The sequence below is a fragment of the Brevibacterium rongguiense genome (assembly GCF_009857845.1).
In the GTDB taxonomy this organism is placed as follows: Bacteria; Actinomycetota; Actinomycetes; order Actinomycetales; family Brevibacteriaceae; genus Brevibacterium; species Brevibacterium rongguiense.
On the sequence record NZ_WWEQ01000055.1, the window covers coordinates 1 to 19,933 of the forward strand.

Sequence of the window (19,933 nt, forward strand, 5' to 3'; positions counted from 1 at the left end):
TACAGTTCCGAGACCGAACGCCGAGGTGAACTTCCTGGTTGGTTGCATGTCTACAATCACCACAGGGTTCACTCCGCGATCGGAGCCCCGCCCATCAGCAGACTCAACAACCTGCCTGGACATCACATCTAGCCCCCGGGGCACGTCCCCCGGCCGGGCGGGGCGCCCCGGACGACCGGGGCACTCCGGCCGGCCGCGGCACTCTGGCCGGCCCGGGCCGGCGGGCCGGCGCTACTCGGCCCGGCCGGCCGCGGCCCGCCGGGTGCGCGCGGTCTCGTAGAGGGCGACGGCGGCGGCCACGCCCGCGTTGAGCGATTCGGTGGTCGCGGCGATCGGGATGGAGACCACCTGGTCGCACAGGTCCCGGATGAGGCGCGAGATGCCCTTGCCCTCGCTGCCCACCACGATGCACACGGGTGCGGTGGCGAGCTCGAGGCCGGGCAGCTCGACGTCGCCGTCCATGTCGAGGCCGACGATGAACACGCCCTGCTTCTTGATCTCCTGGAGGGCGCGGGCGAGGTTCGTCACCTGGGCGACCGGGATCCGGCTCGCAGCTCCCGCGGACGTCTTCCACGCCGCCGCGGTCATCGAAGCCGAGCGGCGCTCGGGGATGATGACCCCGTGGCCGCCGAACGCGGCGGCCGAGCGGACGATCGCGCCGAGGTTGCGCGGATCGGTCACCCCGTCGAGCGCGACGAGCAGCGGCGCCTCGAACCGGTCGCCGGCCAGGGCGAGCAGGTCATCCGGATGGGCGTAGTCGTACGGCGGGATCTGCAGGGCGACGCCCTGGTGGATCGCACCGTCGGTGAGCCTGTCGAGCTCCGGCTTGGGCGCCTCGAGCATCGCCACCCCGTGATCGGCGGCCAGCGCCACGATCTCGCGCACGCGGTCGTCTGCGTCGATGCGCTGGGCCACGTAGAGGGCGGTGGCGGGGATCGACTCGCGCAGCGCCTCGACCACGGCGTTGCGCCCGGCGACCACGTCCGAGCCGGTCATCTTCTTCTTGCGGTGGGCCTGCTGGGTCCGCTGGGCCTTCTCCCGCTCGACCTTGGCCTTGTGGGCCTTGTGGTAGACGCGGTCCTCCGCCTTGGGCGTGGGCCCCTTGCCCTCGAGGCCGCGGCGGCGCTGGCCGCCCGAGCCCGCCTGGGGGCCCTTGCTCTTGCGCCGGACCGCTCCGCCGCGTGACTTGGGTGGCATGGCCGCTCCTGTTCGTCGTCGTCTGTGTTCGTGGGCCGTGCGGCCCGGGGCCGGGCCGCCGCGGGGGCGTGCTGCGGGCCGGCTAGCCCCGCACCTCGTAGCGCACCCCGTCCGGGGTGTCCTCGAGGGCGATGCCCGCGGCCGCGAGCCGGTCGCGGATGGCATCGGCGCTCGCGTAGTCCTTGGCGGCCTTCGCCTGGGCGCGCTGCTGGGCCAGCTCGCCCACGAGCGCGTCGAGCGCTCCCTCCGCCGCCGAGGCGCCCGCCGGCTGGGCACCGCCGGCCCAGTGGGCGGCCGTCGGGTTGACGCCGAGGATGTCGAGCATGAGCTCGACCTCGCCCACGGCCCTGGCGAGTTCCTGCTCCTCGGCCCGGCCGTCGAGCAGCCGGAAGCCGTCGGAGACGCGGGCGAAGACGACGGCGAGCGCGCGCGGAATGGACAGGTCGTCGTCCAGCGCCGCGGCGAAGTCCTCGGGCACCCGGTGGGGCGAGGCGGCGTAGCCGGCGGCCGCCTCGGGCACGGCGGGGGCCGCGGCGCCGAGCGCCTGGCGGGCGCGGGCGAGGAAGTTCGCGATCCGGTCGAGCGCGGCCTGCTGCGCCTCGACGTGGGCCGGGGTGTACTCGAGCGTCGAGCGGTAGTGGGCGGTGGAGAGGAAGAAGCGCACGGCCAGCGGGGAGAAGCGCTCGAAGAGCTCGTGGGCGAAGACCGAGTTGCCCAGCGACTTCGACATCTTGTCCCCGCCCACGTTGAGCAGACCGGAGTGCATCCAGATCCCGGCGAAGGCGTCGCCGGCGGCGCGGGACTGAGCGCGCTCGTTCTCGTGGTGGGGGAAGCGCAGGTCCAGTCCGCCGCCGTGGATGTCGAAGGCGGACCCCAGGTAGCGGGTGGCCATGGCGGAGCACTCGATGTGCCAGCCGGGCCGCCCGCGGCCCCAGGGGGTGGGCCAGGACGCGGAGGCGGGATCGCCCTCCTTCGCGGCCTTCCACAGGGCGAAGTCGCGGGGGTCGCGCTTGCCGCGCACCGGGGCGTCCCCGGCATCGCTCATGTCCTCGAGGCGCTGGTGGGTCAGGCCCCCGTAGTCGGGGAAGGAGCGGACGTCGAAGTAGACGTCGGCGCTGCCGTCCTCCGCCCGGTAGGCGTGCCCGGCGTCGATGAGCCGGGCGATGAGCTCGACCATCTCCGTGATGTGGCCGGTGGCGCGCGGCTCGTACGTGGGCCGCAGCACCCCCATCGCGTCGTAGGCGGCGGTGAACTCCTGCTCGTAGAGGTAGGCGTGGGCCCACCACGGGCGGCCCTCGGCCTGGGACTTCGCGAGGATCTTGTCGTCGATGTCCGTGACATTGCGGACGAGCGTCACGTCATAGCCCCGGTAGACAAGCCAGCGCCGCAGCTGGTCGAACACGACCGCCGAGCGCATGTGCCCGATGTGCGGTGCGCCCTGCACGGTGGCGCCGCACACGTAGATGCTCGCCCGGCCGTCGACGACGGGGGTGAAGGGCACGAGTGCCCCGGCCTCGGTGCTGTACAGAGAAATCGCCACGCCAGGATTCTACCGGGGGCGGCGCACGGGGCCGCAATTGTTGCGATCCGCTCACGGATCGCCGCGCGCGGGCGCCCGCTGTGGCGCGGCCCACGGTGCGTTCCGTAGAGTCGTCCCAACCCCGCCGGCGGCCCGTGCCGCCGCGCCGGCCCGGCGGCCGGCACCCGTGACCACCCCGACTGCCAATGGAGGCACCGATCATGCCCGGATCCCCCACCCCGAAAGCGCAGGCGAGTCCGCAGCGCGAAGTCTTCGTCTCCCGCTCCGCCTTCATCCTCGCCGCGATCGGCTCGGCGATCGGGCTGGGCAACATCTGGCGCTTCCCCTACGTCGCGTACGAGAGCGGCGGCGGCGCCTTCGTCATCCCCTACCTCATCGCCCTGCTCACGGCCGGCATCCCACTGCTGTTCCTCGACTACGCGATCGGCCACAAGTTCCGCGCCTCGGCCCCGCTGTCCTACCGCTCGATCCACCGGGCGGCCGAGCCGATCGGCTGGTTCCAGGTGCTCCTGGCCACGATCATCGCGATCTACTACTCGGTCATCGTCGCCTGGGCGATCTCCTACACGTTCTTCTCCGTGAACTCGGCGTGGGGCGAGGCCCCGGGCGATTTCTTCGGCGGTGCCTACCTCCAGCAGTCCGGGGACTACGGGCTCTCGCTCGACTTCGTGCCCGGCGTGCTCATCCCGCTCATCGTCGTCTGGGTCATCTGCCTGGGCGTGCTGCTGCTGGGCATCCAGAACGGCATCACCCGCTTCTCCCAGATCTTCATCCCGGTCCTCATCGTCCTCTTCGCCGCGATGGTGGTCAGGGCGCTGTTCCTGCCCGGCGCCATGGAGGGCCTCAACGCCCTCTTCACACCGGACTTCAAGGCGCTGCTCGAGCCCAGTGTGTGGGTGGCGGCCTACGGGCAGATCTTCTTCTCCCTGTCCGTGGCGTTCGGCATCATGCTCACCTATGCCTCGTACCTCAAGCGCAAGACGAACCTCACGGGCTCCGGGCTGACCGTCGCGTTCTCCAACTCCGGCTTCGAGCTGCTGGCCGGCGTGGGCGTGTTCGCCGCACTCGGCTTCATGGCGCAGTCGCAGGGCACGAGCGTGGACAAGGTCGTCGAGAGCGGCATCGGCCTGGCGTTCATCGCATTCCCCACGCTCATCGGCCAGATGCCCGGGGGCGCGATCTTCGGCATCCTCTTCTTCCTCTCCCTCGTGTTCGCGGGCCTGACCTCGCTCGTCTCCCTCATCCAGGTGCCGATCGCGGCGCTGAGCGACAAGCTCAACATCTCCAACCGCCTCTCCACGGTCATCGTGGGCGGGACGATGGCGGTCATCGCCTGCCTGACGATGCCCACGGTGACGGGCCTGAACGTGCTCGACGTCGTCGACGCGTTCATGAACAACGTCGGCATCGTCGGGATCGCGCTCGTCTCCGTCATCGTCGTGGGCTGGCTGTGCATGCAGCTGCCCGGGCTGCGCGATCACCTCAACGCGATCTCCAGCTTCAAGCTGGGCCGCACGTGGATCGTGTGCGTCACGGTCATCACCCCGATCGTGCTGGGCTACATGCTGATCTCGGAGATCATCGCCCGCGCCACCGGGGGCTACGGCGATCCGCCCATGCCCGCCTGGTTCGTCGGCACGTTCGGGTGGGGCCTCATCGGGGCGCTCGCGGTCCTCGCGATCCTGCTCTCGCTCATCCCGTGGCCGCGCGCGGCCCTCGACCGGGTCGCCGAGGCCCGCCGCGAGGACGAGGCCGAGGAGGCCGCCGAGGCCGAGCGCCGCGGAGCCGTCGGCACTGCCGGCGAGACCGCAGGAACCGCAGACACCGCCGCCGCCTCCGAGGCACCGGGCACCTCCCGCACTCCCCGAAAGGACGAAGCATGACCGCCTCCGCCATCATCATGATGATCATCGCGTTCGGCACGGTCTGGGGCGGCCTCGCCGCCTCGATCCTGCACCTGCGCAATCACCCCGACGACACGACCGCGCACGAGAGCTGAGACCACCGCCGCCAGGGGGCGCCGACCGGCCGGTCGGCGCCCCCTGGCGCGTCCCGGCAGGTGCGGGCCGCACCCGCTGCCGGCGCACCGCTGGTGCGACGCGCCTGTGAGCCGGTCGCACCTCGGGCGCGGAACGCCGGTGCGCTTGAGGCCCCTCGGGCGCGGGCCGGGTGAGCCGGGCGGACCCGCTGCCTGACCAGGCAGGCCGTGCCGCCGCGCGCTTGTGAGTGGACGTGACAAATGGCCGCCGAAGGGCCAGGATTGCAGTGTCCCCGATCACACGATCGACGCCCGCCCGCCGAGGAGGCCCCGTGAGCACCACCGCAGATCCCCAGCCGGGCTTCGTCAGATCGCTCTTCCGCCGCAAGCCGATCGAGCACTTCGACGATTCCGAGGAGAAGTCCTCGGGCGGCCTCGTGCGCTCGATCGGCACGTTCCAGCTCACCATGATGGGGATCGGCGCGACGATCGGCACCGGCATCTTCTTCGTGCTCAGCCAGGCGGTCCCCGTGGCCGGCCCCGCGGTCATCGTCAGCTTCGCCGTCGCCGGCCTGGTCGCCGGCCTCACCGCCCTGTGCTACGCGGAGCTGGCCAGCGCCGTGCCGGTCTCCGGCTCCTCCTACGCCTACGCGTACGCGACGCTCGGCGAGCTCGTGGCGATCATCGTGGGCGGCTGCCTCCTGCTGGAGTACGGGGTCTCGTGCGCGGCCGTGGCCGTGGGCTGGTCGGAGTACCTCAACGAGCTGTTCTCCACGATCTTCCACTTCACCATTCCCGACGCGCTGGCCAAGGCGCCCGCCGCCGGCGGCTTCATCAACCTGCCCGCCGTCATCCTCGTGGGCCTGTGCTGCCTGCTGCTCATCCGCGGCGCCAGCGAGTCCGCCAAGGCCAACGCCGTCATGGTCGTCATCAAGCTGGGCGTGCTCGCGATGTTCGCGATCGTCGCCTTCTTCGGCTGGAACGCGGACCACTTCGCCAACTTCGCCCCGTTCGGCACGAAGGGCGCGGTGGGCGCGGCCGGCATCATCTTCTTCTCGTTCGTGGGCCTGGACGTCGTCTCCACCGCAGGCGAGGAGGTCAAGCATCCCCGCACCACCATGCCGCGCGCGCTCATCCTCGCGCTCATCACCGTCACCGGCTTCTACATCGTCGTGGCCGTCGCCGCGATCGGCGCGCAGTCCTGGGAGAAGTTCGAGGGCCAGGACGCGGGGCTTGCGCAGATCCTCACCGATGTCACCGGCGCCCCGTTCTTCGGCACGATCCTGGCACTCGGCGCGGTCATCTCCATCTTCTCCGTCACCCTCGTCACGCTCTACGGGCAGACGCGCATCCTCTTCTCCATGAGCCGCGACGGCGTGGCGCCCAAGATCTTCAAGAAGGTCTCCCGCCGGACCCTGACCCCCGTGCAGAACACGATCATCGTGTGCGCGGTCGTCGCGGTGCTCGCCGGCTTCATCCCCATCGACTTCCTCGCGGAGATGACCTCCGTCGGCACGCTCGTGGCCTTCCTCGTCGTCTCGGTGGGCGTCATGATCCTGCGCAAGACGGAGCCGGACCTCGAGCGGGGCTTCCGCGTGCCGCTCTACCCGGTCATCCCGATCCTCTCGATCGCCGGCTGCCTGTGGGTCATCCTCAACCTGCGCGCCGTCACCCTCTACGCGTTCGTCGCGTGGGAGATCGTCGTCCTCATCTACTATTTCGCCTACGGCCGCAGGCACGCCAACCTTCACCGGCAGGCGCTTGCCGGCGGGACGGCCGCGACCGCTTCGCAGAAGGGGCAGTGACATGACCATCCTCGTTGGCATCGCCGCCGATGACCTGGAGCAGGGCGCCGTGACGCTTGCCGTGGACCTGGCCCGCGCCTCGGGCGAGGAGCTGCGCGTCGTCACCGTGATCGGGCGCCACGCCGCGGCTGCGGGCTCCCCCGGCGAGGCGGAGTACCGCCGCTACTTCGCCTCCCAGGCCGAGCACGTACTCGCCGCCGCCCGCCAGCACATCCCGGACGACGTCGCGGCCACATACGCGACCGTGGCGAACCGCTCGACCTCGGCGGGCCTGTTCGCGGAGGCGAAGGCCGTCGGCGCCCGGCTGTTCGTGCTCGGCTCGGCCCGCGACGGCCTCTACGGGCGCGTGTGCACGGGCTCGGTCACCGACCGCATGCTCCACTCCTCGCCGCTGCCCGTGGCGATCGCCCCGCGGGGCCTGCGCACGCAGTCCGAGGGCCCGGCCGATGCGATCCCGCGCCTGTCCGTGGCCTACGCGGGCAAGCGCGACGACGCGCTGCTGGGCGAGGCGGCGGCGGAGGCGGGCACTCTGCACGCGGGCCTGCGCGTGCTCACCCTCGCCGTCCGCTCGAGCCTGCCCATGTACTCCGCGGGGGCCATGGGCGAGGACACGATCGTGGGCACGTGGCTCGACCAGGTGGGCGAGGAGGCCCGCGCGGGCCTGAGCGCCCTGGGGGTCGAGGGCGAGGTCGACGGCGTCCGCGGGCCCACGTGGTCCGATGCGCTCTCCTTCGTGCGCTGGGAGCGGGGTGAGCTGCTCGTGCTCGGCTCCTCGCGCGGGGTCTTCGAGCGCGTGTTCATCGGCTCGCGGGCCGCGAAGATCCTGCGCCACTGCCCCGTCCCGGCGCTCATCATGCCCACCCACCGCAAGAAGCGGCAGAAGAAGTAACGGCAGACGCAGCGGCAGAAGGGGCGGCCCCCGGGGCGCCTCGGGCCCCTGGCCGGGCGGCAGCGCGAACATATAATGGCCGGGCCATCCGTCGCCGATCAGGAGGTCACCGTGCCCACCACCGTCAAGGGCGTCGTCGCCCGCGCCAAGGGCGAGCCCGTGGAGATCATGGACGTCATCGTCCCCGATCCGGGCCCCGGCGAGGTCGTCGTGGACGTGAAGTCCTGCGGCGTCTGCCACACCGACTACCACTACCGCGAGGGCGGGGTGGGGGACAACTTCCCCTATCTCCTCGGCCATGAGTCCGCCGGCTACGTCTCCGAGGTGGGCGAGGGCGTCACCCACGTCGAGCCCGGGGACTTCGTCGTCCTCAACTGGCGGGCCGTGTGCGGTGAGTGCCGCGCCTGCAAGCGCGGCGAGCCCTGGTACTGCTTCGCCACGCACAACGCCGCGCAGAAGATGACCCTGGCCGACGGCACCGAGCTCGAGGCCGCGCTCGGCATCGGCTCGTTCGCCGAGAAGACGCTCGTGGCCGAGGGCCAGTGCACGAAGGTGCCCGAATCCGATCCCGCCGTCGTGGGCCTGCTGGGCTGCGGTGTCATGGCCGGGATCGGCGCTGCGGTCAACACCGGCGGGGCCACCCGCGGCATGTCCGTCGCCGTGATCGGCTGCGGCGGGGTGGGCTGCGCCTCGGTTGCCGGTGCCCGCCTGGCCGGCGCATCGCCCATCATCGCGGTGGACTTCGATGACCGGAAGCTCGAGTGGGCCCGCCAGCTGGGCGCCACGGAGACGATCAACTCGAAGGACCTGTCCGAGGACGAGGTCGTCGAGCGCGTCCGCGAGCTCACCGGCGGCTTCGGCGTGGACCTCGCGATCGACGCGGTGGGCCTGCCCGCCACGTGGAAGCAGGCGTTCTACGCCCGCGACCTCGCCGGCACGGTCGTCCTCGTGGGCGTTCCCACCCCGGAGATGCAGCTCGAGGTGCCGCTCATCGACATCTTCAGCCGCGGCGGCTCGCTCAAGTCCGCCTGGTACGGCGACTGCCTGCCGGAGCGCGACTTCCCCGCACTCGTCGATCTCTACGAGCAGGGCCGCCTGCCGCTCGAGGACTTCGTCACCGAGCGCATCGGCATTGACGACGTCGAGGAGGCGTTTGCGAAGATGGGCCGCGGTGAGGTCCTGCGCTCGGTGGTGGTCTACTCATGAGCGCCCACGTCGAGCGGCTGACCACCTCGGGCACCTTCTCCCTGGACGGGGGCACGTGGGGGGTGGAGAACAACGTGTGGCTCGTGGGCGACCGCGAGGAGGTCATCGTCATCGACCCCGCCCACGACGCGCAGGCCGTCAAGGACGCCGTGGGCGAGCGCAGGGTCCGCGCGATCCTCCTCACGCACGGCCACGATGACCACATCGGCGCCGTGCGGGAGACCGCCGAGCTGCTGGGGGCCGAGGTCTGGATCAGCCCCGCCGACGACGTCCTCTGGCGCCGCGTCTACGGGGACGGCTACCGGCCCGACGGGGAGATCGCCGACGGCTCCGAGTTCGCCGTGGCCGGCGTGGTGCTCTCCGCCCTCGCGACGCCCGGCCACTCCCCCGGCTCCACGTGCTTCTTCATCCGCTCCGGGATCGGCGCGGCCGGGCTGCCCGCGCAGGTGCGCGACGAGCTGGGCGCGGACATCGCAGCGGGGGCGCGCGCGGACGCCGAGACCGCGGTGGCCGACGGTGAGGGCGAGCCCCCCGGCCGGGAGGTCGCCCAGGACGGCACGGTGCCGGTCACGGGTGCGATCCCGCTCCTGTTCTCCGGCGACACCCTGTTCCAGGGCGGCCCCGGGGCCACCGGCCGCTCGTATTCGAGCTTCGAGACGATCATCGACTCGATCCGCGACCGGCTGTTCGCCCTGCCGGACGAGACCGTGGTGCTCACCGGCCATGGGGAGCCCACGACCATTGGCCAGGAGCGGCCGCACCTGCAGGAGTGGATCGACCGCGGGGAGTGAGCCGCTGAGCCCTTCCCGCGCCTCGGTGCATCGGGCGTTGATCGATCGCGGGGCAGAGGGCCGCGCCGCGGAGAGTAGGGCCGCGCCGCGCCTTGGGGCGCAGGGCCGCGCCGCGGGTGCGGAGTGAGCACGGCGAGTGGGGCGGCACCTCGGGAGCGGACCGGCCGCGGTGAGTGGGGCGGCACCTCGGAAGCGGACCGACCGCAGTGCATGAGGTGCCGGCCGTGGCGCGCTGGGCGCGCCCACCTCTGAATGCGGGGCCGCTGGGCACCGGATTCCCGGAGCCCAGCGGCTCCATCCCAGCCGCGCGCCTAGGTGCGGGCCGGTGCGGGTGCTGCCCGCGCCTCGGGTGCGGTGCGCACGAGGCGCCGGCGATCACTAGACTCATGGGGTCACCCCTCCTGCTGCGGCGCCGGCCCACGCCCGCGCCGCGCACCCCGTTCGAAGGACTGCGATGAGCAGCAATGCGCTCCACGCCGGCATGAAGCCCCGGCACCTCGTGATGATGAGCCTGGGCTCGGCGATCGGCGCCGGCCTGTTCGTGGGCTCCGGCGAGGGCATCGCCGCGGCCGGACCCGCCGTGCTCATCTCCTACGTGGTGGCCGGGCTCATCGTCATCTTCGTCATGCGGATGCTCGGAGAGATGGTCGCGGCGGACCCGAACTCGGGCGCGTTCTCCTACTACGCGGGGCGGGCGCTCGGCCCATCGGCGGCGTTCGCCGTCGGCTGGCTGTGGTGGCTCCAGCTCTGCCTCGTCGTCGCGGCGGAGGCGACAGCGGCCGCGCAGACGCTTGCGACGATCGCGCCCATCTTCCCCCAGTGGGGCTACGCGCTCATCTTCATGGTGGTCTTCACGTGGATCAACCTGCTGGGCGTGGGCAGCTTCGGCGAGTTCGAGTTCTGGTTCTCCCTGTTCAAGGTCGCGTTCGTCTTCCTCTTCCTGCTGCTGGGCATCGCCTACCTCGTGGGCCTCACCCCGGCGGATTCGCCCGGCCTTGCCAACCTCACGGGCGACTTCATGCCCAATGGCCTCGGCGGCGTCGCGGCGGGCCTGCTGGTCGTGGCGTTCGCGTTCGGCGGCATCGAGATCGTCGCGGTGGCCGCCGCGGAGACGCAGAACCCGCGCAGGGCCGTGGGGACCGCGATCCGCGGCATCATCTGGCGCATCCTGCTGTTCTACATGGGCTCCGTGGCCATCATGGTCATCGCACTGCCGTGGGACGACCCGGCGCTGGCGACCTCGCCGTTCGTCGCCGTGCTCAACCAGGCGGGATTGCCGGCGATCGGGGCGATCATGGGCCTCGTCATCGTCGCCGCGCTCCTCAGCTCGCTCAACGCGAACGTCTACGGGGCATCGCGCATGGTCTACTCGCTGGCCCACCGCCGCATGGCGCCCGCGCTGTTCGGCCGCACCACCCGCTCCGGCGTGCCGGCGGCGGCGCTGCTGGGATCCGTGGCATTCGGGTTCGTAGCGGTGGCGCTCAACTACTTCTGGGCGGAGTCCGTGCTGGGCCTGCTGCTCAACGTCGTGGGCTCGACGCTCATCCTCACGTGGGTGGCCACCGTCGTCTCTCACCTCGTCCTGCGCCGCCGCGCCGAGGCCGCGGGCCGCGAGCTGCCGCTGAAGATGTGGGGCTATCCGTGGCTGCCGTGGGCAACGCTCGCCGGGATCGCCGCGATCATCGCGCTGGGCATGACGGTGCCGAGCGTGCGCTTCCAGATGCTCGCGACGTTCGCGATCACGGCCGTGCTGTGGCTCGTGGGCTGGGTCCTCACCCGCGGCAAGAGCCTGGACGACGTCACGAAGGGCATCGAGGAGCCCGCCCCGGAGGTGTAGGGGGGAGCGGTCCGAGTGTGCGAGGCGGGCGCGGCCGCGACGAGCAGCGAACCGCGAACGACTCCACGTCGCTCGCAGCGCGTCGAGAGGTCGCTTCCGTGCGGTTCCTGAGGCCTGCCCATCCACCACCCCTGTTCCACACGGCAACCGCGGCACGGCCCTCCTACACGGGAACACCACACCTTCCGGGCCGAAAGGTCACTTCCGTACGGATTCGCGGCGTCGAGCCGAACAGAGATGACCGCTCTGCGGCCGCGCGCCAGCACGGTGCGGCACATGAACGGGCCGACCAGGCCGGAGGGACGCGAGGATCGAGCCCTGCCATGCCCACCTCCAGGCCTCGCGGACGCCTGGATCGGTCACGTGCGCGGGCGGATCATGCGACTCCGCAACGGCAGCAGGGCCAGCCCGGCCAGCGCCACGCACCCGCCGAGGGGCCCGGCCAACGGCAGCCCTCGCACGAACAGCTGGGCAAACGGGGAGGGAGGCTCCTGCCCGACCCACTCGCAGCACGCTACGAGAAGCGCTGACGTCACGGTTCCCACCGCAGCGGGCACAAGGATGCACAGCACGTAATCGCCGGCCAGCGGATGGCGCTCCATCCGCCCGTGAAGCGGACCGAGGGGCGGGGGCAGCACGACGGCCGCGACTGCCGCGCAGAACCCCATGAAGAACGGCGCCACGACGAGGGGGAAGCCGGCGAAGACGATGAGCCGCAGCCCTCCGAGCACACCGAACGCTATACCCGAGGCCGTGAGGCCCCGCACCTCCGCGGTGCCACCCGCACTCGAGACGACCTGCCACACCAGCAGCGCTCCAGTGCATACTGCGCTCCCACTGGCAACCGCCGCCAGTGCCCACAGCCACCGTGCCTGCATGAACCTCATCGCGTTCTCCGGCTGCCATACGCATATCTGGACGTGGCGCCCAGGTCACCGACGGCTTCCTCTGCGCCTCCGCCGGTACCCGGAACGCCGCCCGTGCATGACGCCGTCACGGCGCGGACGCACCCGGGTCTTCGAACAGCAGGGCCGTCGCGATTGCCGCGACTCCCTCGCCGCGACCGGTCAGGCCCAGTCCATCCGTCGTGGTCCCCGACACGGAGACCGGCGCCCCGGCCGCCGCGCTCAGCACCGCCTGGGCCTCCGCGCGCCGCCGGCCGAGCTTGGGCTCATTGCCGATCACCTGGACGCCGATGTTCCCCACGCGGAACCCGGCTTCGCGGACGATCCGGGCCGCCTCGGCGAGCAGGCGCGCTCCCCCGGCACCGGCCAGCTCCGGCCGGTCGACTCCGAAGTGGGCGCCCAGGTCCCCCGCGCCCGCCGCGCTGAAGAGCGCGTCGCAGCACGCGTGGGCGGCCACATCGGCATCCGAATGGCCCTCGAGGCCGCGCATGCCCTCCCAGTGGAGCCCCGCAAGCCGCATCGGCCTCGTCGGATCGGCCGAGAACGCGTGCACGTCAGTACCGACCCCCACCCTCGGGATTGCCGCCTCCTCGCTCATGCGCCCTCCTCCAGCAGGGCCCGCGCCACCGCCATATCGATGGGATACGTGATCTTCAGGGCCCGCTCGTCCCCGGGCACGCCGTCCACTCCGACACCGAGGCGCGCCACCAGGGAGGCGTCATCCGTCGCGCTTGGATCCGGGTCCGCCAGCTGAGCGGCATGCGCCGCGCGCAGCACGGGCAGCGCAAACCCCTGCGGGGTCTGGACCCGGCGCAGGCCGGTGCGGTCCACATTGCCGTCGAGGGGCTCACACCGCACGCCGCCGCCCGCGCAGGGGCCCGCCGCGTTGGGCCCGGCTGCGGCAGCGGCCGCGCCGATCCGGGCGACGGCCGCACCGGTCCCCACGCCGTCGGCCTCCGCACCGGTCCTCACGCCGTCGGCCTCCGCGCCGGCACCGGCACCTGCCGTGCCATCCCCGGAACCACCGGGGCCCTCCTCTGCGCTCTCCGCGGCGGACGCGCCCACCGCGGCGATCGTGTCCGTCACCGGCAAGACCGGCACGACGGCCTCGCTGCCCGCCCGCACGGCCGCGACGACCCGAGCGAAGACGCTCGGGGGCGTCAGGCAGCGCGCAGCATCGTGGACCAGGGCGACACGCGCGGCGGGGAAGGCGGCAGCGGCCGCATCGAGCGCGGCGGCCACGGAGGCGACGCGGTCGGCACCACCGGTGGTGACGAGGACGGGCACGGCACGCGGGGCCTCATCCGTCGCTCTGTGTGCAGCTGCCGCGGCCGCCGCAGCGGCGATCTCCCGCGCCCGCTCCTCCCAGCCCGCCGCTGCGGCGATGGCCACGGCGTCGATCGCACCGGAGGCCAGGGCCCGCTCCAGGCAGTGCTGGAGCAGGGTGGCGCCGGCCAGCTCGACGAAGGCCTTGGGTACGGCGCCTTCCAGGCGCGTCCCGCTGCCCGCGGCGGGGATGACGAGTATGCAGCTCACGGGGTCACTCTATTGCGCCGCGGCATGGCGCCGCGGTGCGCGCGCGTTCCACGCCGCATCCCCGCCGCCCTGCCCACGCCGCACCGCACAGCGCCCCACGCGCACCGAAGGCCGGTCCCCGCAAGGGGGACCGGCCTTCGCGGCGGGCACCGGGAGTGCCGGTGCGGGGCGGATCAGCTGGCGAGGACCTCGTCGAGGAGCGCCTCGGCCTCGTCCTCTTCCTTCTCCTCGGCAAGCGCGAGCTCGGACACGAGCACCTGCCGCGCCTTGGCGAGCATGCGCTTCTCACCGGTAGACAGTCCGCGGTCCTGCTCGCGGCGCCACAGATCGCGCACGACCTCGGCGACCTTGATGACATCGCCGGACTGGAACTTCTCGAGGTTCGCCTTGTAGCGGCGCGACCAGTTCGTGGGCTCCTCGGAGATGTCGGCGCGGAGGACCTCGAAGACCTTCTCCAGCCCCTCTTCGCCCACGACGTCGCGCACGCCCACGAGGTCGCAGTTCTCGGCGGGGACCTCGATCGTCAGGTCGCCGTGCGAGACCTGCAGCTTGAGGTAGAGCTTCTCCGCTCCCTTGATGACGCGGGTCTTGACTTCTTGAATCGTTGCAGCGCCGTGGTGCGGATAAACGACGGTATCGCCGACCTGAAAGCTCATGCTGGTGTGATCCCCTTCCCGTGGACTTCCAGTTTACCATGAGGCACGCCACAGATGACCGCCAGATTCGCCCCGCAGTGTGATAGTGAGCTGGGCAATCGAGCGGATCAGTCGTTCTACACGCGGTCAAAGAACGGGTAGGATGAGCCGTGAATCAGATGTGAACACCCGGCGTGCGCACCCGCGCTGCCCATCGCTCGGATCTGGCAGACCCCGTCGTGAAGTCCAAGGAGCCCCCACCGTGAAACGGCCTTTCCGCGCCGCCCTTGCGGCAGCCGCAGTCGCCCTCGCCCTCCCGGTCACCGGATGCGCCGCGCTCATCTCCCCGCAGCAGACTCACGAGTACCAGTACAACGGCGGTGACGGCGCGGGCACGTCGCTCGACGGCGTCGACGTGCGCGGCCTGCTCCTCATCTCCAATGACGAGGGCAAGTCCCAGCTCTTCTACACGATCGTCAACACGAGCCAGCAGTCCGCGCGCGTCGACATCAGCGTGGGCAGCGTCAACCGCTCGGAGACCGTCGCGGCCGGCAAGACGGTCATCCAGGACCCCAAGAACGCCAAGTCGCAGTCGAAGAAGGAGCTGATCGTCAGCGGCCTCGACGCGAAGCCGGGCGAGCTCACCGACGTCGCCGTGACCATCAACGGCACGAAGCAGGAGGTGCCCACGCAGGTCCTCGACGGCAGCCTCTGGTACTACAAGACCCTCGCGCCCTCCGATGCTCCGGCGAGCACGGCTCCGGTGCCGAGCGGATCGGCCACCTCGGGTGCCCAGGACAGCGCCGGCGCCGAGGACGAGGCCACCGCCGACCAGTGAGCCTGCCGGCCCCCGCCGGGCGAACCCGCTAGGCCCCATCCCACGGGGCCCACGACACGGGCCACACGCCACGGGCCCTCGACACGGGGCCCACGACACGGGCCACACGCAGATCGGCGCCCCACCCGCTTGGGTGGGGCGCCGATCTGCGTGGGCGCCGGCTTCCTCGGACACCCCACGCCGGCTCGCTGCGGGCGCCTACGCCTCGAACTTGTAGCCCAGGCCCCGCACGGTGATGAGCAGCTTGGGGTCGGAGGGCTCCACCTCGATCTTGGCGCGCAGCCGCTTGATGTGCACGTCGAGGGTCTTCGTATCGCCCACGTAGTCCTGGCCCCAGATGCGGTCGATGAGCTGGACGCGCGTCATCACCCGGCCGGCGTTGCGCACGAGCATCTCGAGCAGCTCGAACTCCTTGAGCGGCAGCGAGAGGTCCGTGCCGCGCACGGAGACCACGTGGCGGTCCACGTCGATGCGCACCCCGCCGGCCTCGAGGACGCTGTCCGACTCGCCATCGGCCTCCGCGTTGCGCCGCAGCACCGCGCGCACCCGGGCCAGCAGCTCGCGCGAGGAGTAGGGCTTCGTCACGTAGTCGTCGGCGCCCAGCTCCAGCCCCACGACCTTGTCGATCTCCGAGTCCTTGGCCGTGAGCATGATGATCGGCACGTTCGACTTCGCCCGCAGGGAGCGGCAGACCTCCGTGCCCGAGGCCCCGGGCAGCATGAGATCGAGCAACACGAGGTCCGCGCCGGTGCTGTCGAATTCGGCGAGCGCCTGCAGGCCGTCGGCCGCGACGGCGACGTCATAGCCCTCCTTGCCCAGCAGGTACGACAGCGGATCGGAGAACGATTCCTCGTCCTCGACGAGCAGAATGCGTGTCACGTCGGTTGCTTCCTTTGCTGTTGGTCTTCGCCTGCGTCCGCAGCCCGGGCGGGCTCCGGCTGTCCTGTGGCCGCCGAGGCGCGGGCCGGCTCCTCGTGCTCCGCCCCCTGCGGTCCCTGCGCTTCCTGCGCTTCCTGAACACCCGCCGCACCCGGTCTACCCGGTCCATCCGGCAGATCCTGTGCCCCCTGCGCGTCCCGCCCGCTCGGTTCGGGCTCCGCCCGCCCGGCTGCGGTGTCCGCCGTCTGACCCGCCGCGGCGCCGGGGAGGGCACCGGGGGCGTGGTCGAGCAGGATCCCGTCCTCCTGGGCGGCCTCGAGCTCGGTCGTGTCCGCGGGGCCCGCAAGGGGCAGGACGATCGTGAATGTCGATCCCTGCCCCAGCTTGCTCCACACCCGCACGTCCCCGCCGTGGGAGGCGACGATGTGCTTGACGATGCTCAGCCCGAGGCCCGTGCCGCCGGTCATCCGCGAGCGGGCGGGGTCCACCCGGTAGAACCGCTCGAAGACGCGCTCGGTGTCCGCCGTGCTCATCCCGATCCCCTGATCGGTCACCGAGATCGCCACCTGCTCGTCCTCGATCTTCGCCCCGATCCCCACGCGCGTGCCCTCGTTGGAGTAGTTGATCGCATTGTCGATGAGGTTGCGCATGGCGTTGACGATGAGGTCGTGGTTGCCCGCCAGGTGCCAGTCGCCGACCGGCGCCACCTGCAGGGTGATGTTCTTCGCCTCGGCCCGCGTGCGGGCGCGGTCCACGGCCTCGTCGATGACCGCGTCGATCGCGACGAGCTGCGTGGCCGAGGGCGCCTGGTGGTCCTGCACGCGGGAGAGGTCGATGATCTCCTGGACGAGCTGCGTGAGCCGGCGGGACTCGCGCTGGAGCTTCTGCCCGAACCGGGCGACGGCGACCTGGTCGTCCGCGCAGTCGACCACCGCCTCGGCGAGCAGCGACATCGCCCCGATGGGCGTCTTGAGCTCATGGGACACATTGGCGACGAAGTCCCGGCGCACCGCATCGACGCGCTTGGCCTCCGTCTGGTCATCGCAGAGCACGAGCACGTAGGCCGTGCCCAGGGGCGCAACTCGCGCGTGCAGCGAGCGGGCCGTGCGGCGATCGGAGCTGCGGGCGCGCTCGAACTCGAGCTCCTCGATGAGCCCGCGGGCGCGCACGCGGGCCACGGTCTCGGACAGCTCGGCGGCGGAGAGCATGTGCCCACGGACCAGGCCGTAGGTGTACGCGGCGGGCGACGCCTTGACGACATCGTCGCCGGCGTCCACGACGATCGCCGCGGAGGGCAGGACCGCGAGGACTTCCGCGATGCCCTCGGGAAGCTCATAATCGGAGTGGAGATCGGCGGCGGACCGGCTGCGCTCGGACAGGCGGAAGGCGAGGATGCCGCAGATCCCCAGCGCCAGGCCGATGACCCCGGTGATGAGGCCGACTACCATTACGTCCACACGCTCAGATTAGCCTGCGCCCGCGGGCGCGCGGCTGCCCAGCGGCCACACGTACACCAGTTGTCAGCACCTGTTCACCCGCCGGCCAACCGCGGTTCACCCCCCGCTGACAGCCTGGCTGGCGGCGCCCCCGCTTTCGCCGCACGCCGCCCTGCCCGCCCCACCGTCCCGGACGAAAGGACCCTGCGCCATGCGCGAAGTCTTCAAGAACGAGCTCGACGCCATCGCCGATGAGCTCGTGAGCATGGCCCGCCAGGTCACCGCCGCGATCGACAGCGCCACCACGGCCCTGGAGACGAACGACCTGCCCCTTGCCGAGCAGGTGATCTCCGGCGATGCCTCCGTCGATGCGATGCAGGCCGAGCTCGACCAGAAGTCCGCCCAGGTCCTCGCGCTCCAGGCGCCGGTCGCCGCCGACCTGCGCGTCATCATCTCCGCGCTGAAGATGAGCGTGGCGATCGAGCGCATGGGCGACCTGGCCCGCCACATCGCCGCGCAGGTGCGCATCCGCTACCCCGAGCCCGCGGTGCCCGCGCAGTTCTCCGAGGTGTTCTCGCAGATGGGGCGTGCGGCCCACCGGATCGGCGAGGCGATGATCACGCTCCTCGACGACCCCGGCACCGCCGCGGTGCCCATGATCGCGGCGATCGACGAGGAGCTCGACACCCTGCACCTGCGCGTGTTCACGATCATCGGCGAGCTCGCCGCGGGCGACATCACGCCCTCGCAGATCGCCGACGTCACGCTCATCTCCCGCTACTTCGAGCGCTTCGGCGACCAGGCGGTCAACGTCTCGCGCCGCGTGGAGTACCTGCTCACCGGCAACTGGGAGCCCGCGCTCTCCCAGCGCCCGCAGCAGTAGGCGCACGTGGCCGGCGCGCACGGGGCCGCCGAGGTGTCACCTCGGCGGCCCCGTGCGCGCGCCGGCCGTGCGGCCGGCCCGGGTCAGCGGCCCTGCGAGGCCACCTGGCCGATCGCGGCCTGCGCGGCGTCCGGATCCAGGTACTGGCCGCCGGGTGCCACGGGGGTCAGCGACTCATCGAGCTCGTAGTGCAGCGGGATGCCCGTGGGGATGTTGAGCGAGGGGATGTCCGCGTCGGAGATCCCGTCGAGGTGCTTGACGAGCGCGCGCAGCGAGTTGCCGTGCGCGGTGACCAGCACGGTGCGGCCGAGCTGCAGGTCGGGCACGATCTGGTCGTACCAGTAGGGCAGCAGCCGCTCGACGACGTCGGCCAGGCACTCCGTGCGCGGGATCGCGTCGCCCAGATTGCGGTAGCGGGCCTCGCCCGCCTGCGAGAACTGCGAGGCATCGTCGAGCACGGGCGGCGGGGTGTCGTACGAGCGGCGCCAGATCATGAACTGCTCTTCGCCGAACTCGTCGCGGATCTCCTTCTTGTTCTTGCCCTGCAGCGCGCCGTAGTGGCGCTCGTTGAGCCGCCAGCTGCGCTTGACGTCGATCCAGGACAGGTCCGCGGCCTCGAGCGCCAGGCTCGCCGTGTTGATGGCGCGCTTGAGCCGCGAGGTGTAGAGGACGTCGGGGGCCAGCCCGGCCTCGGTGATGAGCTCGCCGGCGCGCACGGCCTCGGTGCGGCCCTTGTCCGTCAGCGGCACGTCGACCCAGCCGGTGAAGAGGTTCTTCTGATTCCATTCGCTCTCGCCGTGGCGCAGCAGCACAAGGTTGTACGTCATGGCGCCATTGTGCCACGCGCCGTGAGGGCGCTCACGGCGCGGCGGGCGGCTGCCCCGCGGGATCCGCGTGGGCGCTGAACGTGCCGAGGAACTCGTTGTCCGGGCCGCTGAGCAGCGATTCGAACGCCTGGAGGTTGCGCGTGGACTCCCCGCGGGCGATGCGCCAGGCCCACTCGCGCTTCATCGAGGTGAGGAAGCCGAGCACCAGGAGCTCGTTGAACGACTCATCCGCGGCGCTGAGCAACCGGCCCATGAGCTGGTCGACGAACGGCTCGTCCCAGGCGGCCAGCGGCACCGACGCATCGAGGTAGATGTCCCCGAGCGCATCGATGGAGAAGGCGAGGCCGCGCAGCTTCGCGTTGCGCCGCAGGAGCCACGCGTAGACGGCCTCCTCGTTCTCATCCGCGTGGCGTATGACGAACGCCTGGAGATCGGCGCGCTCGGCGCCCAGCCGCACGGACACGACAGTCTTGAGCTTCTTCTCCCCGGGCAGGCTCACGACGAGCTGGCCGCCTGCGGCACGCTCGACCTCGACCTCCGCCCCGCGGGCCCAGTCGAGCAGCACCCGCTGCGCGTCCGGGGCCGTGCTCTCACCCGACGCTGCGCCGGACTGCGGCTCACTCACGATGTCTCACTCACGATGCGACCTCCCGGTTGTCCTGCCGCGCGCCCTGCGCGGCGGCTGCGGCGCGTGCGGCACCCGGGGCGGGCAGCGGCGCGGCGGTCACGGCTGCCACGGCCGCCGCGGTCG

At 71.7% G+C, this 19,933-nt stretch carries 19 protein-coding genes and 1 pseudogene; 10 read left to right on the top strand and 10 right to left on the bottom strand.

Annotated elements, in window-relative coordinates; all coding sequences use genetic code 11:
- Positions 1-132: pseudogene (locus tag GSY69_RS11000) on the top strand (IS481 family transposase); the annotation flags it as partial.
- Positions 133-231: 99 nt separating this feature from the next.
- On the opposite strand, the gene rlmB reads toward GSY69_RS11000, so the two are convergent.
- Both rlmB and cysS read right to left on the bottom strand, forming a co-directional pair.
- On the bottom strand, positions 232-1,197 hold the full coding sequence (gene rlmB, locus GSY69_RS11005; RefSeq protein ID WP_160953897.1) for a 23S rRNA (guanosine(2251)-2'-O)-methyltransferase RlmB: 966 nt from the start codon (positions 1,195-1,197) through the stop codon (positions 232-234).
- Between the two features lie 82 nt (positions 1,198-1,279).
- Positions 1,280-2,737 (bottom strand): cysteine--tRNA ligase, encoded by a 1,458-nt coding sequence (gene cysS / locus GSY69_RS11010; RefSeq protein WP_160953898.1) that lies wholly within the window; start codon positions 2,735-2,737, stop codon positions 1,280-1,282.
- A gap of 200 nt (positions 2,738-2,937) precedes the next feature.
- Between cysS and GSY69_RS11015 the strand changes: the two genes are divergently transcribed.
- The 7 genes from GSY69_RS11015 (at position 2,938) to GSY69_RS11045 (ending at position 11,243) form a co-directional block, all read left to right on the top strand.
- Positions 2,938-4,620, top strand: coding sequence for a sodium-dependent transporter (locus tag GSY69_RS11015; protein ID WP_160953899.1), 1,683 nt, complete (start codon positions 2,938-2,940; stop codon positions 4,618-4,620).
- A complete protein-coding gene (locus GSY69_RS11020; RefSeq protein WP_160953900.1) occupies positions 4,617-4,736 on the top strand; it encodes a methionine/alanine import family NSS transporter small subunit in 120 nt (39 codons plus the stop codon). Before GSY69_RS11015 ends, GSY69_RS11020 begins: the two co-directional genes overlap by 4 nt.
- A 311-nt stretch (positions 4,737-5,047) precedes the next feature.
- Positions 5,048-6,520 carry an APC family permease gene (locus GSY69_RS11025; protein WP_160953901.1) on the top strand — a complete coding sequence of 491 codons (1,473 nt, stop codon included), beginning with the start codon at positions 5,048-5,050 and terminating at the stop codon, positions 6,518-6,520.
- Between the two features lies 1 nt (position 6,521).
- Complete coding sequence (locus GSY69_RS11030; protein WP_160953902.1) at positions 6,522-7,409, top strand: universal stress protein; 888 nt, start codon at positions 6,522-6,524, stop codon at positions 7,407-7,409.
- A gap of 111 nt (positions 7,410-7,520) precedes the next feature.
- A complete protein-coding gene (locus tag GSY69_RS11035) occupies positions 7,521-8,615 on the top strand; it encodes an S-(hydroxymethyl)mycothiol dehydrogenase (protein ID WP_328698855.1) in 1,095 nt (364 codons plus the stop codon).
- A complete protein-coding gene (locus tag GSY69_RS11040; protein ID WP_160953904.1) occupies positions 8,612-9,406 on the top strand; it encodes an MBL fold metallo-hydrolase in 795 nt (264 codons plus the stop codon). Before GSY69_RS11035 ends, GSY69_RS11040 begins: the two co-directional genes overlap by 4 nt.
- Before the next feature lie 454 nt (positions 9,407-9,860).
- Positions 9,861-11,243 (top strand): amino acid permease, encoded by a 1,383-nt coding sequence (locus GSY69_RS11045; protein WP_160953905.1) that lies wholly within the window; start codon positions 9,861-9,863, stop codon positions 11,241-11,243.
- A gap of 359 nt (positions 11,244-11,602) precedes the next feature.
- Here the strand turns inward: GSY69_RS11045 and GSY69_RS11050 are convergent, their stop codons facing one another.
- The 4 genes from GSY69_RS11050 to GSY69_RS11065 form a co-directional block, all read right to left on the bottom strand.
- Positions 11,603-12,130: a hypothetical protein gene (locus GSY69_RS11050; RefSeq protein WP_160953906.1), complete on the bottom strand. Its 528-nt coding sequence runs from the start codon at positions 12,128-12,130 to the stop codon at positions 11,603-11,605.
- 106 nt (positions 12,131-12,236) lie between these two features.
- Positions 12,237-12,746 (bottom strand): 2-C-methyl-D-erythritol 2,4-cyclodiphosphate synthase, encoded by a 510-nt coding sequence (ispF, locus tag GSY69_RS11055; protein WP_160953907.1) that lies wholly within the window; start codon positions 12,744-12,746, stop codon positions 12,237-12,239.
- Positions 12,743-13,684 carry an IspD/TarI family cytidylyltransferase gene (locus GSY69_RS15225; RefSeq protein WP_160953908.1) on the bottom strand — a complete coding sequence of 314 codons (942 nt, stop codon included), beginning with the start codon at positions 13,682-13,684 and terminating at the stop codon, positions 12,743-12,745. Before GSY69_RS15225 ends, ispF begins: the two co-directional genes overlap by 4 nt.
- Positions 13,685-13,857: 173 nt before the next feature.
- Positions 13,858-14,340: a CarD family transcriptional regulator gene (locus GSY69_RS11065; RefSeq protein WP_160953909.1), complete on the bottom strand. Its 483-nt coding sequence runs from the start codon at positions 14,338-14,340 to the stop codon at positions 13,858-13,860.
- A gap of 241 nt (positions 14,341-14,581) precedes the next feature.
- On the opposite strand from GSY69_RS11065, the gene GSY69_RS11070 reads away from it, so the two are divergent.
- Positions 14,582-15,157 (top strand): hypothetical protein, encoded by a 576-nt coding sequence (locus GSY69_RS11070; RefSeq protein ID WP_160953910.1) that lies wholly within the window; start codon positions 14,582-14,584, stop codon positions 15,155-15,157.
- Positions 15,158-15,355: 198 nt separating this feature from the next.
- Here GSY69_RS11070 and GSY69_RS11075 read toward each other — a convergent pair whose 3' ends face one another.
- On the bottom strand, positions 15,356-16,036 hold the full coding sequence (locus GSY69_RS11075) for a response regulator transcription factor (protein ID WP_160953911.1): 681 nt from the start codon (positions 16,034-16,036) through the stop codon (positions 15,356-15,358).
- Positions 16,033-17,484, bottom strand: coding sequence for an ATP-binding protein (locus GSY69_RS11080; RefSeq protein WP_202411051.1), 1,452 nt, complete (start codon positions 17,482-17,484; stop codon positions 16,033-16,035). The genes GSY69_RS11075 and GSY69_RS11080 overlap by 4 nt, the downstream gene beginning before the upstream one ends.
- 199 nt (positions 17,485-17,683) lie before the next feature.
- Between GSY69_RS11080 and phoU the strand changes: the two genes are divergently transcribed.
- A complete protein-coding gene (gene phoU / locus GSY69_RS11085; RefSeq protein ID WP_160953912.1) occupies positions 17,684-18,355 on the top strand; it encodes a phosphate signaling complex protein PhoU in 672 nt (223 codons plus the stop codon).
- 83 nt (positions 18,356-18,438) lie between these two features.
- On the opposite strand, the gene GSY69_RS11090 is transcribed toward phoU, so the two are convergent.
- Entirely contained in the window at positions 18,439-19,182 is a 744-nt protein-coding gene (locus tag GSY69_RS11090; RefSeq protein ID WP_160953913.1) for a phosphoglyceromutase, read from the bottom strand.
- 31 nt (positions 19,183-19,213) lie between these two features.
- On the bottom strand, positions 19,214-19,807 hold the full coding sequence (locus tag GSY69_RS11095; protein WP_268526297.1) for a YbjN domain-containing protein: 594 nt from the start codon (positions 19,805-19,807) through the stop codon (positions 19,214-19,216).
- Positions 19,808-19,933: the final 126 nt, after the last annotated feature.